This window comes from Paenibacillus antibioticophila (assembly GCF_000455265.1).
GTDB lineage: Bacteria > Bacillota > Bacilli > Paenibacillales > Paenibacillaceae > Fontibacillus > Fontibacillus antibioticophila.
In genome coordinates this window covers 63,095-83,950 of record NZ_HG005140.1, presented here as the reverse complement: position 1 = coordinate 83,950, position 20,856 = coordinate 63,095, and the positions used below count along the sequence as shown (strand labels likewise).

Genomic DNA, 20,856 nt, shown 5'->3' with positions numbered 1-20,856 from the left:
GTGGCGGGAGTTAAAGATTATATAAATGCCAAGGTAGGGGATAACCGGGAGAAGATTGAGCATCATGTCCGGGAGATTCTTAAGCTGATCGGTGAAGATGTCGAGCGGGAAGGCCTGCTGGAGACTCCGGCCCGTGTTACCCGGATGTATGAAGAGATTTTTGGCGGATATGAGGTCGACCCTCGCGAGGTGCTCGGCGTTACCTTTGAAGAGAACCACGAAGAGCTGGTGATCGTTAAGGATATCGTGTATTACAGCCAGTGCGAGCACCATATGGCTCCCTTCTTCGGCAAGGCTCACATCGGCTATATTCCAAGCGGCCAAATTGCCGGTTTGAGCAAGCTGGCCCGTCTGGTAGAAGCGGTCACGCGCCGTCTGCAGGTTCAGGAGCGTATTACATCGCAAATTGCCGACATTATGGAAGAGGTCTTGAAGCCGAAAGGCGTCATGGTTGTGGTGGAGGGCGAGCATCTGTGCATGTGCTCCCGGGGCGTCAAGAAGCCGGGCAGCAAGACAGTGACCTCGGCGGTACGGGGAACCTTCCGGACCGATGCGGCTTCGAGAGCAGAGTTTCTATCACTGATCAAAGAGTAAATAGAGCTATGGAATTAAACAGCCAGCTGCCGTTGTACATGCGCAGCTGGCTGTTTGTTTGCGTGGAGTATCCGAAACGCGGATGCTCTCCGTGCTTCAGGATTTGAATACGACCCCCTGCGCGGCAAGACGCTCATGCAGCAGCGGGATTGAAATACCCGGCAGCGGACTTCCCGTGTCGATGGCGATCGCGGCGGCGGTGCCGGCAGCCTGGCCCAGCGCATAGCAGGTGGCCTGCACCCGCATGGAGGACATGGCGACGTGTGTGGCGGAAATGCAGCGTCCGGCCACGATCAGCCCCTCGACATGCTTCGGCAGCATACAGCGATACGGAATATCGTAGCCGTCGAGCTTTCGCTCATCTGTGTTGGTTCCCCCGGTGGGATTATGAATGTCGATTTCATAATTCGTCTGGGCTACCACATCCTCGAACCGCCGGCTGTTGACCAGATCGTCCTCGGTCAGCGTATAACGGCCCTCGATCTGGTTCGTCTCCCGGACGCCGATCTGAGGAGCGATATGAGAGAGCACATAGGTCGGGTGATTGGTGCGCTGCAAATAGTTCGCGACCGAAAAGACCTGCCTCAGTCCTTCTTTCTCCGCGTAATTGATATCCTCGATGCTTGCCCCGTTCCCCTTGACCCGAGTCATATTGACAAGCAGCGACCCGTCGCCCCGTCCGCCCCAATACAAATGGCGGCCTTGCGGCAAATCCTCGATCTTCTCATAAAAGTAGCATCCTTCCGGCAAATGCGGTTCAACCGGCTTGCCCGTATCCTGCATCATGAACATTAGGGTCATCGGTTGGGTAAGACCATCCTCTTTACGGCCGGTATGAAGGGGAACGCCCGCATCTCCGGCTACCCGCGCATCTCCTGTGCAGTCGATAAAGACACTGCCCGCAAAGGCACGCAGCCCTTCGCGAGTATTGGCGACGACGGCTGTCAGCCGCGAACCGTCCATAACGGCGGCGGCGAAGCTGGTATGAAAGTACACCCGCACGCCTTCCTTCTCGAGCTTGTTATTCAAGTAATGGCGCATTTCAAAGGGGGAATATTCCGGCCAGATCGACTGATGGTGAGATTCGGGCAGCGCGGCGGGAAGGAATTCCGAGATGATCTCCCGGTAGATTCCGGTTACGTTGCCCACTCCCATAAAGATGCTGACGTTGGCCAGCGTTCCCATTCCCCCCAGTTGGGCGGAGTGCTCCAGTACAATCGTCTTTTTACCGCTGCGCGCGGCGCTGATGGCTGCCGCCGTTCCCGCCGGCCCTCCGCCGATCACTACCACCTCGGCTTGATCGTAGACAGGGATGCTTCGCTCCAAGAAAACCTCATGTTTTGGCATTGGTATGAATCTCCTTATCCATAAAATTTCATTAATTTCGCCTTTATTCTAAAAGAAAGACCGCCTGAAACATAGCTGCGGCAGCGCGGAAGTCATGGAAGTACCGTAGAATGTCATCAATGTCCCCTAATCGGCCTGGTGAGGCCTCGCCAGGGAAGTCATGAATTTACCGGTAAAGGTCATCGTTATCCACTAACGCCTTCCAGGACCATCTCTTACAATTGAATTGTCCGGGAGCACACACAGGATTACACTAGCGAAGGGGGATGGAAATATGTCTGCAATCCAAATTGCAGAGAACGGAACTAACCATGAATTTACCGTTAAGCCAAAAAGAAAGCGATTTCAGTTTATTCGATCGCACTGGGATTTGTATTTAATCATGCTTCCGGGAATTCTGTATTTCGTGATTTACAAATACGTGCCGATGTGGGGAGCGGTCATTGCTTTTCAGGATTACAACGTATTTAAGGGAATTTGGGGGAGCGAATGGGTGGGTCTGGCCCACTTCAAGGCGATGTTCTTGAACGAGGATTTTTATAAGATCTTCCGCAATACGCTTCTCATCAGCATTTATAAGCTGCTTTGGGGATTTCCGGGCCCGATTATCCTGGCGATCATGCTGAACGAAGTAAGAAACATGCTGTATAAACGCTCGATACAGACGCTGGTTTATTTGCCTCATTTCCTATCGTGGATCATTCTGGGCGGGATTCTGGTCAATGTCCTGTCCCCTTCCTCAGGCATAGTGAACAAATTGCTCGAGATGCTGGGCATAGAACCGATCTTCTTCCTGACGAGCACCGAATGGTTCCGGACCGTGATCGTCGCCAGCGACATCTGGAAGGAAGTCGGATGGGGGGCCATCGTCTATCTGGCGGCGCTCGCCGGGATCGATCCCCAGCTCTACGAGGCTGCAATCATGGACGGCGCGAACAAATGGAAGCAGATCATCCATATTACGCTGCCTTCCCTGATGAGCGTCATCGTCACCTTGTTCCTCCTGCGGCTGGGACATGTGCTTGACGTCGGGTTTGAACAAATTTTTGTGCTGTATAACTCCCTGGTCTATGAAGTGGGCGATGTCATCGAAACCTATGTTTACCGGGTCGGCATTCAGCAAGCGAAGTTCAGCTTTACGACCGCGGTGGGACTGTTCAAGGCAGTCATCGGCCTGATTCTCGTCACCTTGGTCAACAAAGGGGCCAAGAAGCTGGGGCAGGAAGGCATATGGTAGACAAGGAGGCAAACCCATGAAATTAACCAGAGGAGAACAAGTCGCGTCTGCGATCAACTATATTTTACTGGGGCTGCTCGGCTTGCTGGCATTGGCACCGTTCGTGCATGTGCTGGCGCAATCCTTCAGCAGCCACCGTGCTATAACTTCCGGGCAGGTCGGCTTGTGGCCGGTCGATTTCTCCTTCGAGGCCTATTCGAGAGTGCTTAGCCAGGAGGACTTCATCGATGCCTTTCAGATCAGCACGCTGCGAACGATTGTGGGGACCTTGTTCAATGTGACGATGACGAGCCTGATGGCCTACCCGTTATCCAAAACCTATCTGAAAGGCAGAAGCGTGATGATGTTCCTCGTCGTGTTCAGCATGATGTTCGGGGGCGGCATGATACCGACGTTTCTTGTCGTGAAGGCTACCGGCTTGTTGGATACGTTCTGGGCTTATATCATTCCGGGGGCGATCAGCGCGTTTAACCTGATCATCATTAAGAACTTTTTTCAGAGCGTTCCGGTTGAGCTGGAGGAATCCGCCAAAATCGATGGCGGCTCCAACCTGGGCATCCTGTTCCGCATCATCATTCCGCTGTCCATGCCGGCCATCGCTACAATCACACTGTTTCACGCCGTTGGCCATTGGAATGCATTTTTCGATACCGTGCTGTACGTGACCAACCGCGATTTGTTCCCGCTTCAGGTCTATTTGCGGGAACTGATCATGTTCAATCAATCGGGCATCGATAATAATTCCGGTTATTCGGCGAATATGGACAGTACGCTGCTGGCCATGGAGTCGCTGAAGGCGGCTGCGCTGATATCAAGCACGGTGCCGATTCTGGTTGTATACCCGTTCCTGCAAAAGTTTTTCGTGAAGGGTCTTATGCTGGGTTCAATCAAAGGTTAAGCGAGAGCTAACGAAAGGGGATAAATAGAAGATGAATATGAAAAGATGGAAACCGGTGATGGCCTTCTTGCTGATAGCGGTGCTCCTTGCTACAACCGCTTGCTCCTCCGGCGGCGGGAACTCCGGCAATGCTTCGTCAGGTGGAGACGGCGTGCCGTCCGCATCCTCGGAGGGGGATAAGCTGGAGAAGAAATCGATCAAGGTCGTCTACAACGGCGGCGGGCGCAAATTTCCTGACGGAATGGATGAGAACAACAACCCGTACCTTGATTACATCAAGGAAAATACGAATCTGGACATCGCCATGCAATATCCTCCGGCCGACGGCTACCAGGATGCGCTGAATGTAATTATGGCCTCGGGCAATTTGCCGGACCTGATTTATACGTACGATGCCAGCTGGTTTGAAAACTATGTCAAGCAAGGGGCGCTGCAGCCGCTGGATGAGTGGATCGACAAGTACGGTCCGGACCTGAAAAAGAATATACCTGAAGAAGCGTGGAAGACGGTAACGATCGACGGAAAAATCTATGCCATTCCGTCGATGAACGCCGAGCCGGGCAATGAATTGATGTATGTGCGCAAGGACTGGCTGGACCGTCTGGGCATGCAGCCGCCAAAAACGCTGGAGGAATATCGCGAGGTCATACGGGCGTTCGCCCAGGACGATCCTGACGGCAACGGAAAGAATGATACGTACGGTTACATTATGGCTGAGAATGTGGCCAGAATTGCTCCGGTTATCGGCGCCTTCGGCGTCCAAAGGGGGATGTGGACGGAACGGGACGGACAGCTCGTCAATTCCAGTATTCTGCCTGAAATGAAAGAAGCGCTGGCTTTCCTGGCGGGGCTGCAGAAAGACAAGCTGCTCGACCCGGAATGGATGCTCAACAAGGAGGCCAATTTCTCCGAGAAGATCGCGAGCGGCAAGGCCGGCCTGTTCTCCGCCTTCTGGTATGATACCCGCGGCCCGATTCTGACCAGCACCACCAACGATCCAGAGGCGGAGTGGATTCCGCTTGAATTTCCGGCCGGTCCGGAGGGCAAGCAGGGAACGATGGGGTACGGTTACATCGCCGGCTACAACGTTGTTCCGGTAACCAGCAAAAATCCGGATGCCGTGGTGCGCATGCTTAATTTTATCAATGGCGAAGGTTACCGCACGCTGCTGCTGGGCTTCGAGAACGAAGTGTGGACCATGGAGGACGGCAAAATGGTGACCAACTTTGAAAAGCACAACGAGCATATTTACCGCCAGACCCTCGGGGAGTCGGTTCGTCCATACAATGCGCCGGAAGAACGTGATCGCCGCGACTCGCTGGGACTGGAATTCAACCTGAACGATAACATCGACCGGATCGGCGAGGTAGCGATCAGAGACGCCTTTTTGGGCGTGCCGACGCCGGCGATGGGGAAATACACTGCCGATTTGAAGAAAATGGAAAACGAATACTTCACAAAAATCGTGGTGGGCCAGCTTCCGATTGACGCCTTTGACGAATTCGTCAGCGAGTGGAAGAAAAGAGGCGGCGATGAAATCACGGCCGAGGTGAACGCGTGGTATGCAGAAAATAAATAGCGGGAAGACCGCCCAGCGCGGGAAATGATAGACCGCGGCGCTCCAAGGTTCACAGGAGCGCCGTTTTCCGCTACGCTAGGGAAAAGCGGTCGTCCGTGGAGCCGTCTTCTTGGATGAAAGCCCTAAGACTTGCAGGGGGATGGGAATGAAGAGGTTACGAAGGCTTAAGGAAATGTTCACCCAGTCGATTCAGGCCAAGCTCACCAGTTATTTCATATTGATTTTGCTGCCGCTGATTTTCTTCAGCCTGTATGCCAACGACCGTTCCCATAACATTCTGGAGCAGGAGCTGGGGGAGCGGACGATGAGCGCGATGGGCTCAGCGCTCGAATACGTGGATCTCACCATGGATGGAATCAAGAATTTGACCACGCTTCTGGCGACCGATTCGAGCCTGACCTCCCGCCTGAAGCATTCGGGAGATCAATTGTCCGAGGAGGCGTTGCTTGATTTTACCCAGGTGATGCTGCAGATCACCAATACGACGAATATTAATACCAGCGTATCCGGCGTAACCATTTATCACGGAGGCTCGAAAAGATTGATATCCAGCCGGATCGGGGCGCTGTACCGACCGGAGGCCGCTTCGGAACCATGGTTCAAGGATGTGATGCGATCCAACGGAAGCTATGTGCTGTATTTGCCCGAAAAACACGAGGAGGCGCTGATGGGGTGGGCCGATCCGGTATATGATCAGGAGCAGATCGTGCTGATGCAACTGATGGATCTGTACAGCCGGGATAGGGGGAGCAATGTATTGATGCTGTCCATTCCGAAAAGGCAGATGCTCAGCTATCTTAGAAGTCTGGCGCCGAGCGAGGCTTCCAAGGTTTATCTATTCGATGAGCGGGACCGCCTGATTGTGACAAATGCGCCCGCTGCGGAGGTGAAGGCGCTCAACAGCGAGGATTGGCAGGCGATCCAATCCGGACGCAATGGCCCGGACGGGAAAAACATGGTTCTGCGTGCCGAATCGCCCCGTAGCGGCTGGTCGCTTGTTCTGATGCAGCCGGAAGGGGAGATTTATAAAAAGTCGAGGCCGCTGGAGCTGTTCTCATACTGGATTATCGGGATCAGCTGTGTGCTTGCGTTCTGGATCTCGTGGTTAGTTTACAGCAATATCGCGGCGCCGATTTCGTCGCTCGTCTCGGGAATGAAGCAGCTCAGAAGGGGGAATTTCGACGCTCAGCTGAAAAATAACCGGCAGGATGAGCTGGGCTATCTGACCGATGCCTTTAACCAGACCGTCGAACAGCAGCGGCATTTGATCCGGGATATCTACGAGCAGCAACTGCGCCTGACGAAGACCGAGCTGAAATTTCTGCAGTCCCAGATCAACCCCCATTTTCTATATAATACGCTGGACTCCATCTACTGGTCGGCCAAAAATTATGATGCCGATGAAATCAGCGAGATGGTGTTGAACCTGTCCCGGTTTTTCCGGCTTAGTCTGAGCAAGGGAAGGGACACCTTTACGGTCGAAGAAAACTTTGCGCATCTTAAATACTATATCCGCGTTCAACAGTTGCGATTTGTCGATCAGTTTACGGCCAGCTTTCACGCCGCAGCGGACACGGAAGGATTGCACGTGTTAAAGCTGCTTTTGCAGCCGCTGGTGGAGAATGCCATTCTGCACGGGCTGGAAAAACGGGAGAGCGGCGGGAAATTGCACATCTCGGCAGAGCTCCGGGAGGAGCGGCTGCTTTTGACGGTCGCCGATAATGGGAAGGGCATCCCGGAGGAGCAGTTGCATCGTATTCGGATTTCCTTATCCCGCATGGGAGGAAGGGACGGTGAGGTTCCCGGCGGGGAGTTCTTCGCACTGCTTAACGTGAAATCAAGAATCAAGCTGTACTATGGCGATACGGCGGAATTTACGATCGAGAGCGAGGAAGGCAAGGGAACCGTATCCCGCATCGAGCTTCCGTTGGACCGCTGCATTAACCAGGGAGAGGAAGAAGAGAGTTGAACCTGCTGATTGCCGAAGACGAGATACGCATATTAAACAGCCTGGCCAACAATATTCCTTGGGAACAGCACGGGATCGAAGTGGTGGGCCTTGCAGGCAATGGAAAAGAAGCTCTGGACATCGCGGAACGGCGAATGCCCGATATTGTGCTGCTTGATATCGAAATGCCGGAGATCGACGGGTTGACGCTGGCAGACATGTTGTTGGAGCGTGCTCCGCAGACGAAAATCATTATTTTAAGCGGACACGATGATTTCCAATATGCCCAGCGGGCGATTGGGCTTGGCGTCATGAATTACTTGCTCAAGCCTGCAGGCGAAGAAGAGATTCTGCATAATGTGCTGGAGCTGGCTGAGGAGATCCGGAGGGAGCTCTCCGAGAAGCATAGTCTTACGGAGCTGAAGCGAATGTGGAGCAGCAGGCTTCCTCAGCTGCAGGAGGATTTCTTACGCCAACTGATCTCGAGTCGTTATGCGGAATGGGAGCTGAGCAAGCACTCCGCGGAGCTTAATCTGGAATTGCGCAAGGATGCGGCTTATGCCGTGGCGGTGTGCGACATCGATCCGCTGACCGAAGCGGAGAAGCGCTTCTCTGCTGCGGATATGCCGCTCCTGCGGTTTTCGCTGCTAAGCATCGCCAAGGAGTTTATGCCGGCCGGGGAATGCCGGGTATTCAGCGACGATAATGGGGCGACCGTGCTGCTGTTTCCAGGTCAGCCTGAGGAAACGGAGGGCGCTTTGACCTCCCGGATCAACACGCGGGTTACCCGGCTGTTGAGCGCGGTCAAGGAATGCCTGAAGCTGACGGCAAGCGCCGGCATGGGCATGGTAGGCGGGTTAGGAGATATCCCCCAATCCTACCAGCAGGCCGGCATTGCGCTTATGGAGCGGGCCGTATACGGACACGAAATTGCGATTCCCTATTTGGAGGTGCGGGGCACCGAGCGTCCCGTTCTGACGGACTCGGCATTCGAGAAGCAATTGGAGGTATCCATTTGCACAGGGGAAGAGGAGATGGCACAGAAGCTCATTGTCGGTTATGTAGAGGAAGCCTTCGCGGCAGCCGATTCCTCGGGGCTCGTGTATGAGCACCTGCTTTATTTGAGCGGCGCCTTCACCCGGATCATTTTGTCCCAGGGCTGGTCCATGAAAAAGGTGCTTGCCGAGGATTACGCCTATTTCCTGTCGATTCAAAATCTGGTATCGAAGCGGCAAATAATGGAATGGGCGAAGCGCGTGACGACGCACATCGCTGCCTACCTGGAGAATGAGCGGAAGAATTCCAGCCACCGCATCGTCAAGCGGCTGCTGGAAATCGTGGAAGGCCGGCTGAACGAGGATTTAAGCCTGCACTCCCTGGCTGAATTGCTTTATGTTAATTCATCCTATTTGAGCCGGCTCTTCAAGAAGGAGACGGGCGACTCCTTTTCCGCCTATGTTCAGGCAAGGCGAATGGAGCGGGCCAAGGAATTGCTGCTGGGGGAGGCGAAGGTTTACGATGCCGCCCACGCAGTAGGTTATCGGGATATCAGCTATTTTGCCAAGGTGTTCCGCAAATATTGGGGCGTGGCTCCGAGCGAGCTGAAAAAGTAGTATTGAAAGACCGCCAGCGAGAAAATGGCAGCCGTCAAAACGGCTGCCATTTTAATGTTCTTGCTTGTTCGAAGCGTTCTGCAACCGCTGGCCAGTATACGACATTCCACCAATCCTGGATGTAGTCCTTACGTTTGTTCTGATGCTTCAAATAGTAGGCGTGCTCCCAGACATCCAGAGGAAGGAGAGGAACGATATCCCATTGGGACAGGTTCTGATGCTTCTCGGCCGTCAGAATTTCGAGCCGATGGCTTCGCGGACTCCAGACGAGCACGGCCCAGCCGCCTCCCTCGACCTTCTCCGCAGCACTTGAAAATTGCTTATGGAACGCATCGTAGCTGCCGAAATCCCGTTTGATCTGCTCCAGCAGCGCGCCTTCCGGCTTGCCGCCGCCTTGCGGATTCATAATGTCCCAGAAAATCGTATGCAAATAGTGTCCGGCCCCATTGAAGGCCAGCTCCCGTTCCCAATGCTTTACCAGATCGAAGTTGCCGGATTTGCGCGCTTCTTGTAGCTTGATCTCGGCCTTGTTCAGATCGTCGACATAGGTCTGATGATGCTTGTCATGATGGATGCGCATCGTCTCCTCATCAATATACGGTTCAAGCGCATTATAGGCATAGGGGAGAGGGGGAAGCGTATGCCCGCCGATCGGAACGGGACGGTCTTGCTCACGCGGAGTGGAACCTTTGTCTGCGCGGAAGAGGGGAGACTCGTTAGCCAGGCTTTCAGCAATTCGGCCCGGTTGATTGAGCGTCTCCAACACGCCGAGGAAATATTCTGATTCCCGAATAATGTGGAGCAGAACCGTCTTGGCTAAGGGGACGGATTTCGCGGCCTTGCTCTGATCGAGAATGTAATAAAGCTGCCGGATGAACTCGGCCGATTGCCGGAAGGAAGCGTCCAGCAGCCTCTCGGTTTCCCGGACTAATTCAGGGTCGCAGGCCGCTTCTTTAGACGTGATGCCGTATTGAAGCAGTTGGTTGGCAGCTTCGTGCGTTGAAGTGAATACGTCCTTCCACTCGTTCAGCAGCTTGACAAAGCCTTCCTCGAGTCCTGGAATAATCGCCTGTATAACCTCGGTATGCTCAGCCTCCTGCTCTTTCCAGAAACGAATTTCCTCCAGAATCCGGACAGGCAAAAAAGGCCCGTAAACGGTTAGCATGAGATGAAACCTCCTTGAGAATAAATGATCACTACGACCAGTTTATTTCTAAGGGGGCTTGGACTATGCCAAACATTTTCAGGCCAAAGCCTCCGGCTTCTATTTCGCTGCCGATGCAGTTGATTGTCCGATCTTGCTTAGGAAGGTGGAGACCAGACGGAGATATTGCTTGGGATACTCCCGATAAATAAGTTCATGATAAGAGCCCTCTACAATCCATACATCGGAGGCCGGATGGGTCTGGTTGGCAGCCAGCTTTTCTGCGATAGGGTAGGGCGCCTTCTCATCGCGGGTTCCATGGATGAACTGGATCGGAAACGGATAATCGGTCGTCTTAACCTCCTGATAAGGGATCTGCCGCAGGCTGGTGCCATTCAAAATGGGGAGCAGCATGCCGATGATCTCCAAGGAGGGATGGCGGGGCAGGCCAATATACTGCCGGATATTATGGTACATAGTATCCGGTTCAAGCAGGAAGGTACTGTCGAGAATCATTCCGTCGATCTCGTCGGTCTTCAGCGCTGCCTGGAGAGCCGTGCCGGCGCCCATAGAGAATCCCCATACGATAATCTCCTGGCCTCCCCGCTGTTTAGCGAATTGGATCGCGCCGAGCAACTGCTGGGCCTCTTTTTTGCCTCCTGTGGCTACTTCCTTGCTGTTCTGGGCAGCAAAGCCATAGTCGAACATCACGACATTAAAATCCAGGTTGTGTGCAAAATGGGCCAGATCATACATCGGAATCCATGTTTCCTCCCGATTAGCGCCATAGCCATGACTGAACACGATTGTCTTGTCTGAATCCTCAGCGGGAATATACCAGCCTTGCATCATCCGGCTGCCGTCGGCGGCCGGGAAGAGAATATCTTCATATTCGAGATTCTTGGCCAGCTTGGGATTGGAGTACAGCGGGGCGACGGTCGGATTCGACAGCACCCATGCGATGAAGCCATGCAAGGCAATAAAGCAGAAGCTAAGAAAGCAGACAAGCGACAACAACAGTGCGATGAATATATTTTTGAAGCTGAAGCGGGAAGAAGGCGGTGCAGAAGCTTCAGGGGCAGTAGAAGCGGAAGATGGAAGCAGTTCAACAGGATAATTCGGTCCCATGTTCCTCCCCCTTCTCTAAGATCGTAATAAGAATATGAAGCATTTCTTTATGAAAGACACGAATTTTATGTCGAAAATACTCGCATTTTCTGATTTAATCGTATGACGAGGCATGGGTTCTGTCAATCCGGCGGAGATAATTGGATAGATGCAGATTGACGTTTTCCAGATGACATGATTATAATTTATGTAACCAGGTTTCACATAGTGAAACCGACAGAGAGAGGGATGAACCCTGATGGAGGAGCGAAAATTAACAGTTCGCGCTGTCGAGAGGGCGCTTGATATATTATTATGCTTTACTAAGCAAAGAGATCTGAGCTTGACGGAAATCGCCGGAGAGATCAGTCTTCACAAAAGCACGGTGCATCGCTTGCTTACGACCCTGGAGGAGAAGGGATTTGTTATCCGTGATTCAGCGACAGAGAAATACAGGCTCGGTCTGAAAATATGGGAGCTGTCCGTCCATCTGTCGGAAGGTGATGAGCCGGCGATCCTGCTGCAGCCGCGGATGGAGCAGCTAAGAGATAGACTGGGCGAGACGGTTAGCCTGTATTTGCTGGATGGAACGGATCGGCTGCGTATTCAGGCTGTGCAGAGCAACCAGGCCATCCGGCGCGTAGCTCCGGTCGGAGCAAGATTACCGTTATTTGTAGGCGCTTCGAGCAAGGTGCTGGTCGCCTATGCTCACGATGAAGTGCTTCAATCTGTTCTGAATAGCCCGGAGTGGCCCTCAAACGTAGATCGTGCCGAATATATAGCTCAACTGGAGCGGATTCGGGAGATCGGATACGCCACCAGTTATGAAGAGCGGGAACCCGGGGCAGCGGCCGTATCCGTGCCGATTCTGAACCGAAGGGGAGAACTGGCGGCAGCCTTGTCTGTATCCGGACCTGTCAGCCGTATGTCCCAGCAGACGTTGGAGGAGATTGCTCCTGTGGTGATGGAAGCGGCAAAGGATATGGGAATGATGATGATTCTATAATAGAAGACATCAGATGACAATTTTATAGAGGAAGAACGATAGCGTCATTTTTCTCCAATGAGCAAATTGGCGCTTTTTATTGTACCTTGTCTATCTTAAAAAAACGGATACATTTCCATAGCTGGAAGAAAGTCCTCAAATCCCTTGCAGCGCTTGAAATTTAAGGTTTGACAGATATCAAATCCCGGTGCATAATACTATTCAAACTAATTCAATAGGATTTATCGGACAGGAGGTCGGAAGATGTCGAAGAAGTATGCATTTTCAAGAAAATTGTGGGTGACAGGTATTTGCACCCTGCTCATATTGGTCCTGGTTGCAGGTTGCTCCGGCGGCCAATCATCCTCTGGATCGAATGAGAATGCCGGTCAGAATACGAATCAAGCCGGACAAACAGAAGGAAATACCGGAGCGAATCCGGACCAGGCAGCAACGGGGGGAACCTTTGTTTATGGGCGTCCGGCTGCAGTGAACTCTTTTGATCTTCATAATCAGATTACGGCCAATAACGCGTTTGCGATCGACAAAGTATTCGAATCGCTGTTGTCCTTCAATAGTGATGGGGAGATTGTCGATTGGCTGGCAGAGTCGCATAGCGTTAGCGAGGATGGCCTTACGTATACCTTTGTGCTTCGGGACGGCGTGAAGTTCTCGAATGGTACCGATGTAACTGCAGAGGATGCAGTATTCTCGCTGGAAAGACATTTAGAGGTAGGAGGACCGCTTGCGATTGCGGCCAAGGTTGATTCAGTCAAAGCGCAGGATGCGAAGACCCTGGTCATTACCCTGCAGGAAGCGTACACTCCGTTCCTGTCCGAGCTATCCAATTTCTCCAACGGAATCATTCCTAAGGATTTTGGAGGCGTGAGTGAGGAAGAGTTCTTTAAGCAGCCTGTTGGAACCGGTCCTTTTGTAGTTGAAAGCTGGGATCCGACCGGAGACGTTACCTTTACAAAGAATCCATATTACTGGCAAGAAGGCAAGCCTTATATCGACAAGCTCGTATATAAGCTGATCGAGGATGATAGCCAAGCAATTAACCAGCTCAAGGCTGGAGAAGTGGACGCGATTGAATCGCTGGCTTTGCAAAATGCCAATGAAATCAAGGAAGGGGCCGACACAGCCGTTGCGGAGAATGGCAGCTGGGTGACAGAGCAGATCTTCTTTAATACCCTTGATGAACACTTTGCTGATGTCCATGTACGTCGCGCTTTGGCCCAGGCGATTGATCGCGAGGGATTGACCAATGCACTGACCTTCGGTTATGCCCAGACAGCGACCTCCTTGCTGCCAACGGCCATTCCATATAACTCCAATGACACCGTCAAGGCTCTGGAGTTCAATGTAGAGGCGGCTAAGCAGGAGCTGGCTCAATCGGCTTACCCGAACGGCTTCTCGACCAAGCTGCTGATTGCCTCAGGGAACAGCTCGAGAGCTCAAGCTGCACAGATTATTCAGGCGGCAGGGAAAGAGATCGGCATTAACATTGAGATCGAATCCATCGAGTTGGCGGCGTTCCGTGAGCGCTTCTTCGCTTATGACTTCTCGATGATGATTAACAGCGGCCAAGCGGATTCGCCGGAAGCGAACTCGATCATTGCATTCCAGACAGATCCGGACGGCTTCAGCAAGTCGTACTGGACTCACTATACCAACGATGAAGTAACCAAATTGCTCCGTGAAGGCCAGAAGACGCAGGATGGAGAGGAACGTGCAGCCACCTATGCCCAGCTGCTTCAAATTTTGGCCGATGAAGTACCGTACATTCCGCTGTATTATCCTGAGATTCTGAAGGGTGTCCGTTCTTCTGTAGACGGCCTGATCGTATTGCCGAACGGAAGTCTCCGCTTTGAAGAAGTCCGGATCGGGCAATGATGAACGAAGGTCAAGTCCTTAATGCGTCTGGCCCCAAAAAACGGGGATCATCCTACAGATGGTTGTTCATCACGGCTGCAAGATCCTTCATTGTCATCGTCTGCGTCATGATTGCTGTATTTTTCCTGATTCGGATTGTGCCGGGAGACCCTGCGAAGATGATTCTAGGTGAATATGCCACGCCAGAAGCGCTCGAGAGCATGCATCATGCTCTCGGGCTTGATCTTTCGTTAGGAGAACAATTCCTTCGGTTTCTAAGTAATTTATTTACGCAAGGAGATACAGGCAACTCGATTGTATCCGGGAATTCGACCCGGGTTCTGATCGCGGAGCGCGCACCGGTCACGCTGCTTTTAATTGCGATGTCCTCTGTTCTTGCGATTGTTATTGCCTTGCTGTTGGCTACCCTGGCTTCCACCAATAAAAATAAGTGGCCGGATCATCTGATCCGAATCTTTCCCACGGTTACGATGGGAATGCCTGTATTTTGGGTCGGATTGCTCTTGATCCTCCTGTTTGGAGTACGACTGCGCTGGTTCCCGGTGGGAGGGGCGGGTGAAGGCTGGGGCATGGCCTACAGTCTGATTCTTCCCTCGATTACGGTCGCGTTCTCTCAGATGCCTACACTTGTCCGTTCTCTGCGTGCGCAGATGCTGGACGTGCTGGAATCTGATTTTATCGTCACTTTGAAAGCAGCTCAAATCCCAAGCAGGGTCATTCTGTTCAAGCATGTGCTGCGAAATGCGGCCCTGCCGACGCTCATGCTGTTTGGGGTCAACCTGTCCTATTTGATTGGCGGGACACTGGTGGTAGAGCAGGTCTTCGGCATTAAAGGAATCGGCAGCTTGCTCTTTTCCTCCATTTCCAATCGGGACTTCCCGGTCATTCAAGGCATCGCCCTCTACTGTGCGGTTGCCGTTGTGATCATCAGCCTTCTGGTTGAGATCGTATCCTGGTGGCTGGATCCCAGAACGAAGGGGAAGTCATGAAAACAATAAGCGCACACAACCTAACCGGCCCGAGTCGGAAAAGCCAAGGCACCCTGCGCCGGATTCTGAAGAATCCGACACTGCTGGGAGGCATCATTATGCTTGCCATCCTGGTTCTGCTGGCGATTCTAATTCCGGTAATCAGCCCCTACGACCCTTCTGCGCAGGACCTGCGTGCATTTCTTCAGCCGCCTTCAGCAGAGCATTGGCTAGGAACGGATCAGCTGGGGCGGGATTTGTTTACAAGACTCATTTATGCGGCACGAACCGATCTGACCATCATGGTCCTGGCCGAGATCATTCCATTCTGTACAGGGGTCTTTTTGGGGATGCTGGCGGGTTATTACGGCAAATGGATAGATAACATCATTTCACTGGTCACGGATACCTTTGTCGCATTTCCTTTTTATTTGATCGTCATTATTGTTGCATTTGCCAGCGGGGCTGGACAGCGGGGCATCTTCATCACCTTCATGCTCGTAGGCTGGATTGTGTTCGCCCGGGTAACTCGCGGAGTTACTGTATCGCTTCGTCAGCAGGAGTGGGTCGCCTCAGCGCAGACCCTTGGTCTTTCCGGCATTAGAATTATGTTCCGCCACATTCTGCCTAACGTGCTTCCCCAGGCGGTGGTGGTGCTGATGACCGATATGGTGGGCCTGCTGGTTGCGATCGTTACCCTTGGTTACTTGGGGATCGGCATTGCACCGCCTACCCCTGACTGGGGGACGATGATTTCCGATGGGCAGTCATTCATTACAACAGCCTGGTGGCTGTCTGCCATGCCGGGATTAGCAGTGGTATATACGGGGATTGCCTTGTCCTTGGTAGGGGATGGGCTGGCTGATTTATGGAGGAGGAGATAATGTCAATGAATCCGATTTTGGAAGTAGAGGCATTGACTCTGTCATCCAGAGCTAACCCTAAGCTGGTGCACAATGTCAGCTTCTCGATAGGAAAGGGAGAGACGCTTGGACTGGTCGGCGAATCCGGTTCGGGCAAATCGCTGACCCTACGGGCTATTCTCGGCTTGCTGCCGCAAGGGATTGAACAGACGGGCGGGCAAATCAAGAGCTCTGTCAGCAGTGCAATGGTATTTCAGGATCCTCGGGGATCATTAGATCCGTTATGTCCAGTGGTTAAGCAGCTTGCTGAGGTAATCTCCTACCGCCAAGGGCTAAGCCGCAGAGCCTCGCGCCAGGCTGCGCTGGAGCTGCTGGAGGTGCTGGGCTTGCCGCTTTCGCTGCGGCAGAAGGACCGCTATCCAAGCCAGCTGTCCGGCGGACAGTGCCAGCGGGTCGTTATTGCGCTTGCCCTGGCCTGCAAGCCGGGCATCCTGCTCTGCGACGAGCCGACCACGGCGCTGGATGTGACCGTTCAGGAGCAGATCATTGAGACGATCTCCGCTTTACAGCAGGAGCTTGGTTTCGCGATGGTCTTTGTCACACACAATCTGGCGGTTGCCTCAGCGATGTGCTCGCGCCTCTGTGTGATGAGACAGGGACAGATTGTGGAGCAGGGTGATACGCTAAGTCTCCTTCAAGCCCCTCAGGATGCTTACACGCAAATGCTGATTAATTCGGTGCTTCCGGTGCCGGTACTGGAGGGAGGAGAACAGAGATGAGCCAGGGATTGCACATTCAGGATCTGACCGTACGTTATGACGGGGTTACGGCTCTTGATCGGATTCAATTAAATATTGAAGAGCATACCACCCTTGGGCTCGTCGGTGAATCCGGCTCCGGCAAGTCAACTTTAGCCCGCGTTGTCGCGGGGCTGATCGTCCCGGATGAAGGCATTATCTCGCTCGGGGAGGAGCCGCTCACGAAGAAGAGGAGCCGTGCTCAACGCAAAAAAATCCAGATGATCTTTCAAAATCCCGATGCCTCGCTCAACCCCAGATTGTCGATTCGGCAGCTATTGAGCGAAGCGCTGCTATTTCACGGCATCGTTCGCCGCAGCGGGCTGGAGCAGCGCTGTCTGGAATTGCTGGCTCGTGTTCAGATCGACGGATCGGCATTGGACCGTTATCCGCACGAATTCTCCGGCGGCCAGCGGCAGCGGATTGCCATTGCCCGGGCACTTAGTGTGGAGCCTGAGCTGCTGATTGCGGATGAACCGACAAGCGCACTCGATGTCTCCGTACAGCTGAGTGTGCTTGAATTATTTGCTTCATTAAAGCAGGAATTGAATTTGACGATGCTGTTTATCTCCCATGATATGGGGGTTATCCATGCCATCAGTGATACTGTGGCCGTTATGCGTCATGGACAGCTGGTGGAGATCAACTCGAAGGAGCGCTTCTTTGCCCGTCCGGATACAGCGTATGGCTATCAATTGCTGTCCGCTGTTCCCAAGATGCCGGCAGGAACATATAGCAGGAGGGATACACCATGAGTCAACTGAACGCAAGCCACATTCCGTTGTCGCTTGACGAGTTCGACCGGATTACACAACTGTTCGCGAGCGTACTCTCAACCGCACATGCCCCGGTAGTCATCCCGGGTGAGGCAATTCTAGGCATTGAAGCCATGGCAGCAGGCATTGCAGCTCCCGGGCGTAAGATTCTGAATATCGTGACCGGACCCTATGGAAGCCTGTTCGGAAGCTGGCTGGAGCGCGGGGGAGCGACGGTCGTGGAGGTCAAGGTATCCTTCGACAAGGTGGTGACGGTCCGCGAGGTTCACGAGGCTATTAAACGGCACAGCCCATGTGCGATCTCTTTCGTGCAGGCCGAGGTTGTCACGGGAGGCTCGAACCCGGCGAAGGAAATCCTCGAAGTTGCCAAGGAATATCAGTTGGTGACGATTATGGATTCTGTCTCCGCCGTCGGTGGAGAACAGCTGCTTACGGATGAATGGGGCGTGGATCTGGTAGCTATCGGTGCACAAAAAGCGTTGGCGGGTCCGAACGGGATCAGCGCAGTCGGCATTTCGCCGCGCGGCTGGCAGTTTATCGAGACCAATCCTCATGCGCCCCGTAATTCAATCTTGTCGCTGTTAGACTTGAAGCCGAGCACAGACCGATCAGCTCCCCGTCGTGTTCCGCCCAATCTGCCTTCTCTGGAGGGGAGGGCGCTAATTACTGCGCTGTCCCGCATCGAAGATGAGGGTCTGGAGCAGGTGATCCGCCGTCATGAGCTGGCAGCAGCATCGCTTCATGCCGGAGCGGCTCAACTGGGGCTTACACCGTGGCAGCAAGACAGCCAATTCTATTCCACGCTGACCTCGACGATACGCATTGCGGATGAACCGCGTTTGCATATAGATCAACCGATCGGAATTGTCGCACCGGGGGATGGAGAGCTGTTCGGTCAACTGCTGCGAGTGAACCATTTTGGACTGAATGCGAGTGAAGAAGGTGTCAGTTCAGCACTGATTACCTTGGCCGAACTGCTCAAGCATTCTCCGGAAGCTGCATTGACCGCAGCCGCCGAGATATGGGAGGGACGGGCATGATTTTGCAGGCACCGGAGAAAAAGGACTTTCAAGGAATCCATATCGTGGGCATTCCGAACAAGCGGTTTAATATTTCAATCCGCCATGGGAAATTTCAGTCCGTGAAGGAGTCAGGCGAGCGGGATGGGGCAGTTAACGGGAATGAAGCAGGCCAGCGGAATGAGGCTGTCAACCGGAATGGAGCATCCGAAGGGGATGAAGCAGAGACTGGCGAAGAGCGTGAGGAACAGGATGGAGAGCTGTGGATTAGCCCCGGGCTGATTGATCTGCATACGCATTTGGCTTGGACGGATTTCGACCATGCCGATCAATTAAAGCGGGACCCGCAAGAGATTGAGGCGATGCAGGCCAAAGCGTTCGAGGCTACGCTGCGAGCGGGCATTACAACGGCAAGAGATGCCGGCGGTCTGGCACAGCCTACGGCAGATTATATTTTGCGGCATTACGGGCTTCCGCTTAGAGTCATTACCAGCAACGGGATGTTCGGAGCGGCGGATGCCCGCGGTATAGAGCACTTGCAGGTGCGGATGAACGAAGTATTTGCATCAGGAGCTGACTGGATCAAAATTATGGCTACCGGCGGTTTAGGCGCTCCAACGGAGAAGGTACTTGAACCGAACTTTTCTGAGCAGGAATTTGCCTTTATCGTAAAATACGCCCATGACCATGGAAAAAAGGTGCTCGTACACAGCTGGGGCGGCGTAACGATCGACTGGTCGATTCAGGCAGGAGTAGCCTCTGTTGAGCATGGGATGTTTCTGACGGCCGATCAGGCAGGAAGAATGGCGGCTTCCGGTGTGGCTTATGTGCCAACCGCATCGATTTATCGAATCGCCGCCGATCCTAAGGGCGTGTTGGCTCTTCCTCCGCTGATTAGTGATCGTGCGGCCCGTGCGGCTGAAGCACATCCCCGGGCAGTGGAATATGCCAAGCGGGAAGGCGTGCTGATCGGCTTCGGCACGGATTATGCCACGCCTGCTTTGCACGGCAGCAACCTGATGGAGCTCGATACCTTGCGCGAATACGGGCTTTCCTGGAAGGAGGCATGGCAGTCCGCAACCTCTAACGCAGCTCGCATTCTGGATACGGAGCGGCAGCTGGGAGCCGTTGTGGAAGGCCTGCTGGCAGATGCCGTTGTGTTCCGGCAGGATCCATTTCAGGCAGAATCCTCGTGGCAGATCCAGGACAGCATTGCCATGGTGCTTACAGCTCGTGAGGGGTCTTTGGTGTAAACAGGCTCCTAAACAGAATCCGCGTGTATGTATAAAGCTGTGTGTATTATGTGAAAAGGAGCTGTCCGATAAGTCCCCGAAACAAAAAGTTGGGCGAGAAAAGGCACTGGCCCTTTTCAGCCCAACTTTTTGTTTGTTTGCTCTTGCAGCATTATTTCGCCGCACGAGCGCCCGCGCCAGCAATTATAATGCCTTTTTGCACAAAAATACTCTCGGCCCGGCTCCAGCAGCGAATTATAATGCCTTTGTGCATTAAAATCGTCGCATGAGCTCCCATGTCAGCAATTATAGTGCCTTTGTGCATTAAAATCGTCGCATGAGCTCCCATGTCAGCAATTATAGTGCCTTTGTGCATTAAAATCGTCGCATGAGCTCCCATGTCAGCAATTATAATGCCTTTGTGCATTAAAATCGTCGCATGAGCTCCCATGTCAGCAATTATAATGCCTTTTTGCATTAAAATCGTCGCATGAGCTCCCATGTCAGCAATTATAGTGCCTTTGTGCATTAAAATTCGTCGCATGAGCTCCCATGTCAGCAATTATAGTGCCTTTGTGCATTAAAATCGTCGCATGAGCTCCCATGTCAGCAATTAGTAATGCCTTTGCGCATTAAAATCGTCGCATGAGCCCCCCCGCCAGCAATTATAGTGCCTTTTTGCATTAAAATCGTCGCATGAGCTCCCATGTCAGCAATTATAGTGCCTTTGTGCATTAAAATCGTCGCATGAGCCCCCCACCAGCAATTATAGTGCCTTTGTGCATTAAAATCGTCGCATGAGCTCCCCGCATCAGCAATTTTTAATGCCTTTATCCAATTAACTCCAATCGAA

At 53.0% G+C, this 20,856-nt stretch carries 18 protein-coding genes; 14 read left to right on the top strand and 4 right to left on the bottom strand.

Translation table 11 applies throughout. The features are described 5' to 3' along the window. A complete protein-coding gene (gene folE / locus TX85_RS14265; protein ID WP_044480185.1) occupies positions 1-594 on the top strand; it encodes a GTP cyclohydrolase I FolE in 594 nt (197 codons plus the stop codon). 96 nt (positions 595-690) lie between these two features. Here the strand turns inward: folE and TX85_RS14260 are convergent, their stop codons facing one another. Beyond that, a complete protein-coding gene (locus tag TX85_RS14260; RefSeq protein WP_044480184.1) occupies positions 691-1,941 on the bottom strand; it encodes an FAD-dependent oxidoreductase in 1,251 nt (416 codons plus the stop codon). 274 nt (positions 1,942-2,215) lie between these two features. On the opposite strand from TX85_RS14260, the gene TX85_RS14255 reads away from it, so the two are divergent. The 5 genes from TX85_RS14255 (at position 2,216) to TX85_RS14235 (ending at position 9,216) form a co-directional block, all read left to right on the top strand. Next, positions 2,216-3,178: an ABC transporter permease gene (locus tag TX85_RS14255; RefSeq protein WP_044480183.1), complete on the top strand. Its 963-nt coding sequence runs from the start codon at positions 2,216-2,218 to the stop codon at positions 3,176-3,178. Positions 3,179-3,194: 16 nt separating this feature from the next. Then, positions 3,195-4,076 carry a carbohydrate ABC transporter permease gene (locus TX85_RS14250; protein WP_044480182.1) on the top strand — a complete coding sequence of 294 codons (882 nt, stop codon included), beginning with the start codon at positions 3,195-3,197 and terminating at the stop codon, positions 4,074-4,076. A gap of 31 nt (positions 4,077-4,107) precedes the next feature. Then, positions 4,108-5,655, top strand: a complete 1,548-nt coding sequence (locus TX85_RS14245; protein WP_044480181.1) for an extracellular solute-binding protein — start codon at positions 4,108-4,110, stop codon at positions 5,653-5,655. A gap of 145 nt (positions 5,656-5,800) precedes the next feature. Beyond that, on the top strand, positions 5,801-7,624 hold the full coding sequence (locus TX85_RS14240) for a cache domain-containing sensor histidine kinase (protein WP_044480180.1): 1,824 nt from the start codon (positions 5,801-5,803) through the stop codon (positions 7,622-7,624). Beyond that, on the top strand, positions 7,621-9,216 hold the full coding sequence (locus TX85_RS14235; RefSeq protein ID WP_044480179.1) for a response regulator: 1,596 nt from the start codon (positions 7,621-7,623) through the stop codon (positions 9,214-9,216). The genes TX85_RS14240 and TX85_RS14235 overlap by 4 nt, the downstream gene beginning before the upstream one ends. A gap of 34 nt (positions 9,217-9,250) precedes the next feature. On the opposite strand, the gene TX85_RS14230 is transcribed toward TX85_RS14235, so the two are convergent. Together TX85_RS14230 and TX85_RS14225 are read right to left on the bottom strand one after the other, a co-directional pair. After that, entirely contained in the window at positions 9,251-10,381 is a 1,131-nt protein-coding gene (locus tag TX85_RS14230) for a Fe-Mn family superoxide dismutase (protein WP_044480178.1), read from the bottom strand. Between the two features lie 99 nt (positions 10,382-10,480). Beyond that, the gene (locus tag TX85_RS14225; protein ID WP_044480177.1) at positions 10,481-11,488 is read right to left on the bottom strand and encodes an alpha/beta hydrolase; all 1,008 of its coding nucleotides are present in this window, start codon (positions 11,486-11,488) and stop codon (positions 10,481-10,483) included. Between the two features lie 238 nt (positions 11,489-11,726). Here TX85_RS14225 and TX85_RS14220 point away from each other — a divergent pair, with 238 nt between their 5' ends. The 8 genes from TX85_RS14220 to TX85_RS14185 all read left to right on the top strand — a co-directional run bounded on the left by TX85_RS14220 (position 11,727) and on the right by TX85_RS14185 (position 20,024). Continuing rightward, the gene (locus tag TX85_RS14220; RefSeq protein ID WP_044480176.1) at positions 11,727-12,473 is read left to right on the top strand and encodes an IclR family transcriptional regulator; all 747 of its coding nucleotides are present in this window, start codon (positions 11,727-11,729) and stop codon (positions 12,471-12,473) included. 243 nt (positions 12,474-12,716) lie between these two features. Next, a complete protein-coding gene (locus tag TX85_RS14215; RefSeq protein WP_044480175.1) occupies positions 12,717-14,348 on the top strand; it encodes an ABC transporter substrate-binding protein in 1,632 nt (543 codons plus the stop codon). Next, positions 14,348-15,337 carry an ABC transporter permease gene (locus tag TX85_RS14210; RefSeq protein ID WP_222860712.1) on the top strand — a complete coding sequence of 330 codons (990 nt, stop codon included), beginning with the start codon at positions 14,348-14,350 and terminating at the stop codon, positions 15,335-15,337. The genes TX85_RS14215 and TX85_RS14210 overlap by 1 nt, the downstream gene beginning before the upstream one ends. Further along, on the top strand, positions 15,334-16,200 hold the full coding sequence (locus TX85_RS14205; protein ID WP_071784207.1) for an ABC transporter permease: 867 nt from the start codon (positions 15,334-15,336) through the stop codon (positions 16,198-16,200). Before TX85_RS14210 ends, TX85_RS14205 begins: the two co-directional genes overlap by 4 nt. Before the next feature lie 5 nt (positions 16,201-16,205). Then, entirely contained in the window at positions 16,206-16,958 is a 753-nt protein-coding gene (locus TX85_RS14200; RefSeq protein WP_233500752.1) for an ABC transporter ATP-binding protein, read from the top strand. Then, positions 16,955-17,731, top strand: coding sequence for an ABC transporter ATP-binding protein (locus TX85_RS14195; RefSeq protein WP_044480173.1), 777 nt, complete (start codon positions 16,955-16,957; stop codon positions 17,729-17,731). Before TX85_RS14200 ends, TX85_RS14195 begins: the two co-directional genes overlap by 4 nt. Further along, entirely contained in the window at positions 17,728-18,792 is a 1,065-nt protein-coding gene (locus TX85_RS14190) for an aminotransferase class V-fold PLP-dependent enzyme (protein ID WP_044480172.1), read from the top strand. The genes TX85_RS14195 and TX85_RS14190 overlap by 4 nt, the downstream gene beginning before the upstream one ends. After that, the gene (locus tag TX85_RS14185) at positions 18,789-20,024 is read left to right on the top strand and encodes an amidohydrolase family protein (RefSeq protein WP_044480171.1); all 1,236 of its coding nucleotides are present in this window, start codon (positions 18,789-18,791) and stop codon (positions 20,022-20,024) included. The genes TX85_RS14190 and TX85_RS14185 overlap by 4 nt, the downstream gene beginning before the upstream one ends. Positions 20,025-20,175: 151 nt before the next feature. Here the strand turns inward: TX85_RS14185 and TX85_RS14180 are convergent, their stop codons facing one another. Then, positions 20,176-20,547, bottom strand: coding sequence for a hypothetical protein (locus tag TX85_RS14180; protein WP_148444369.1), 372 nt, complete (start codon positions 20,545-20,547; stop codon positions 20,176-20,178). Between the last annotated feature and the right edge of the window lie 309 nt (positions 20,548-20,856).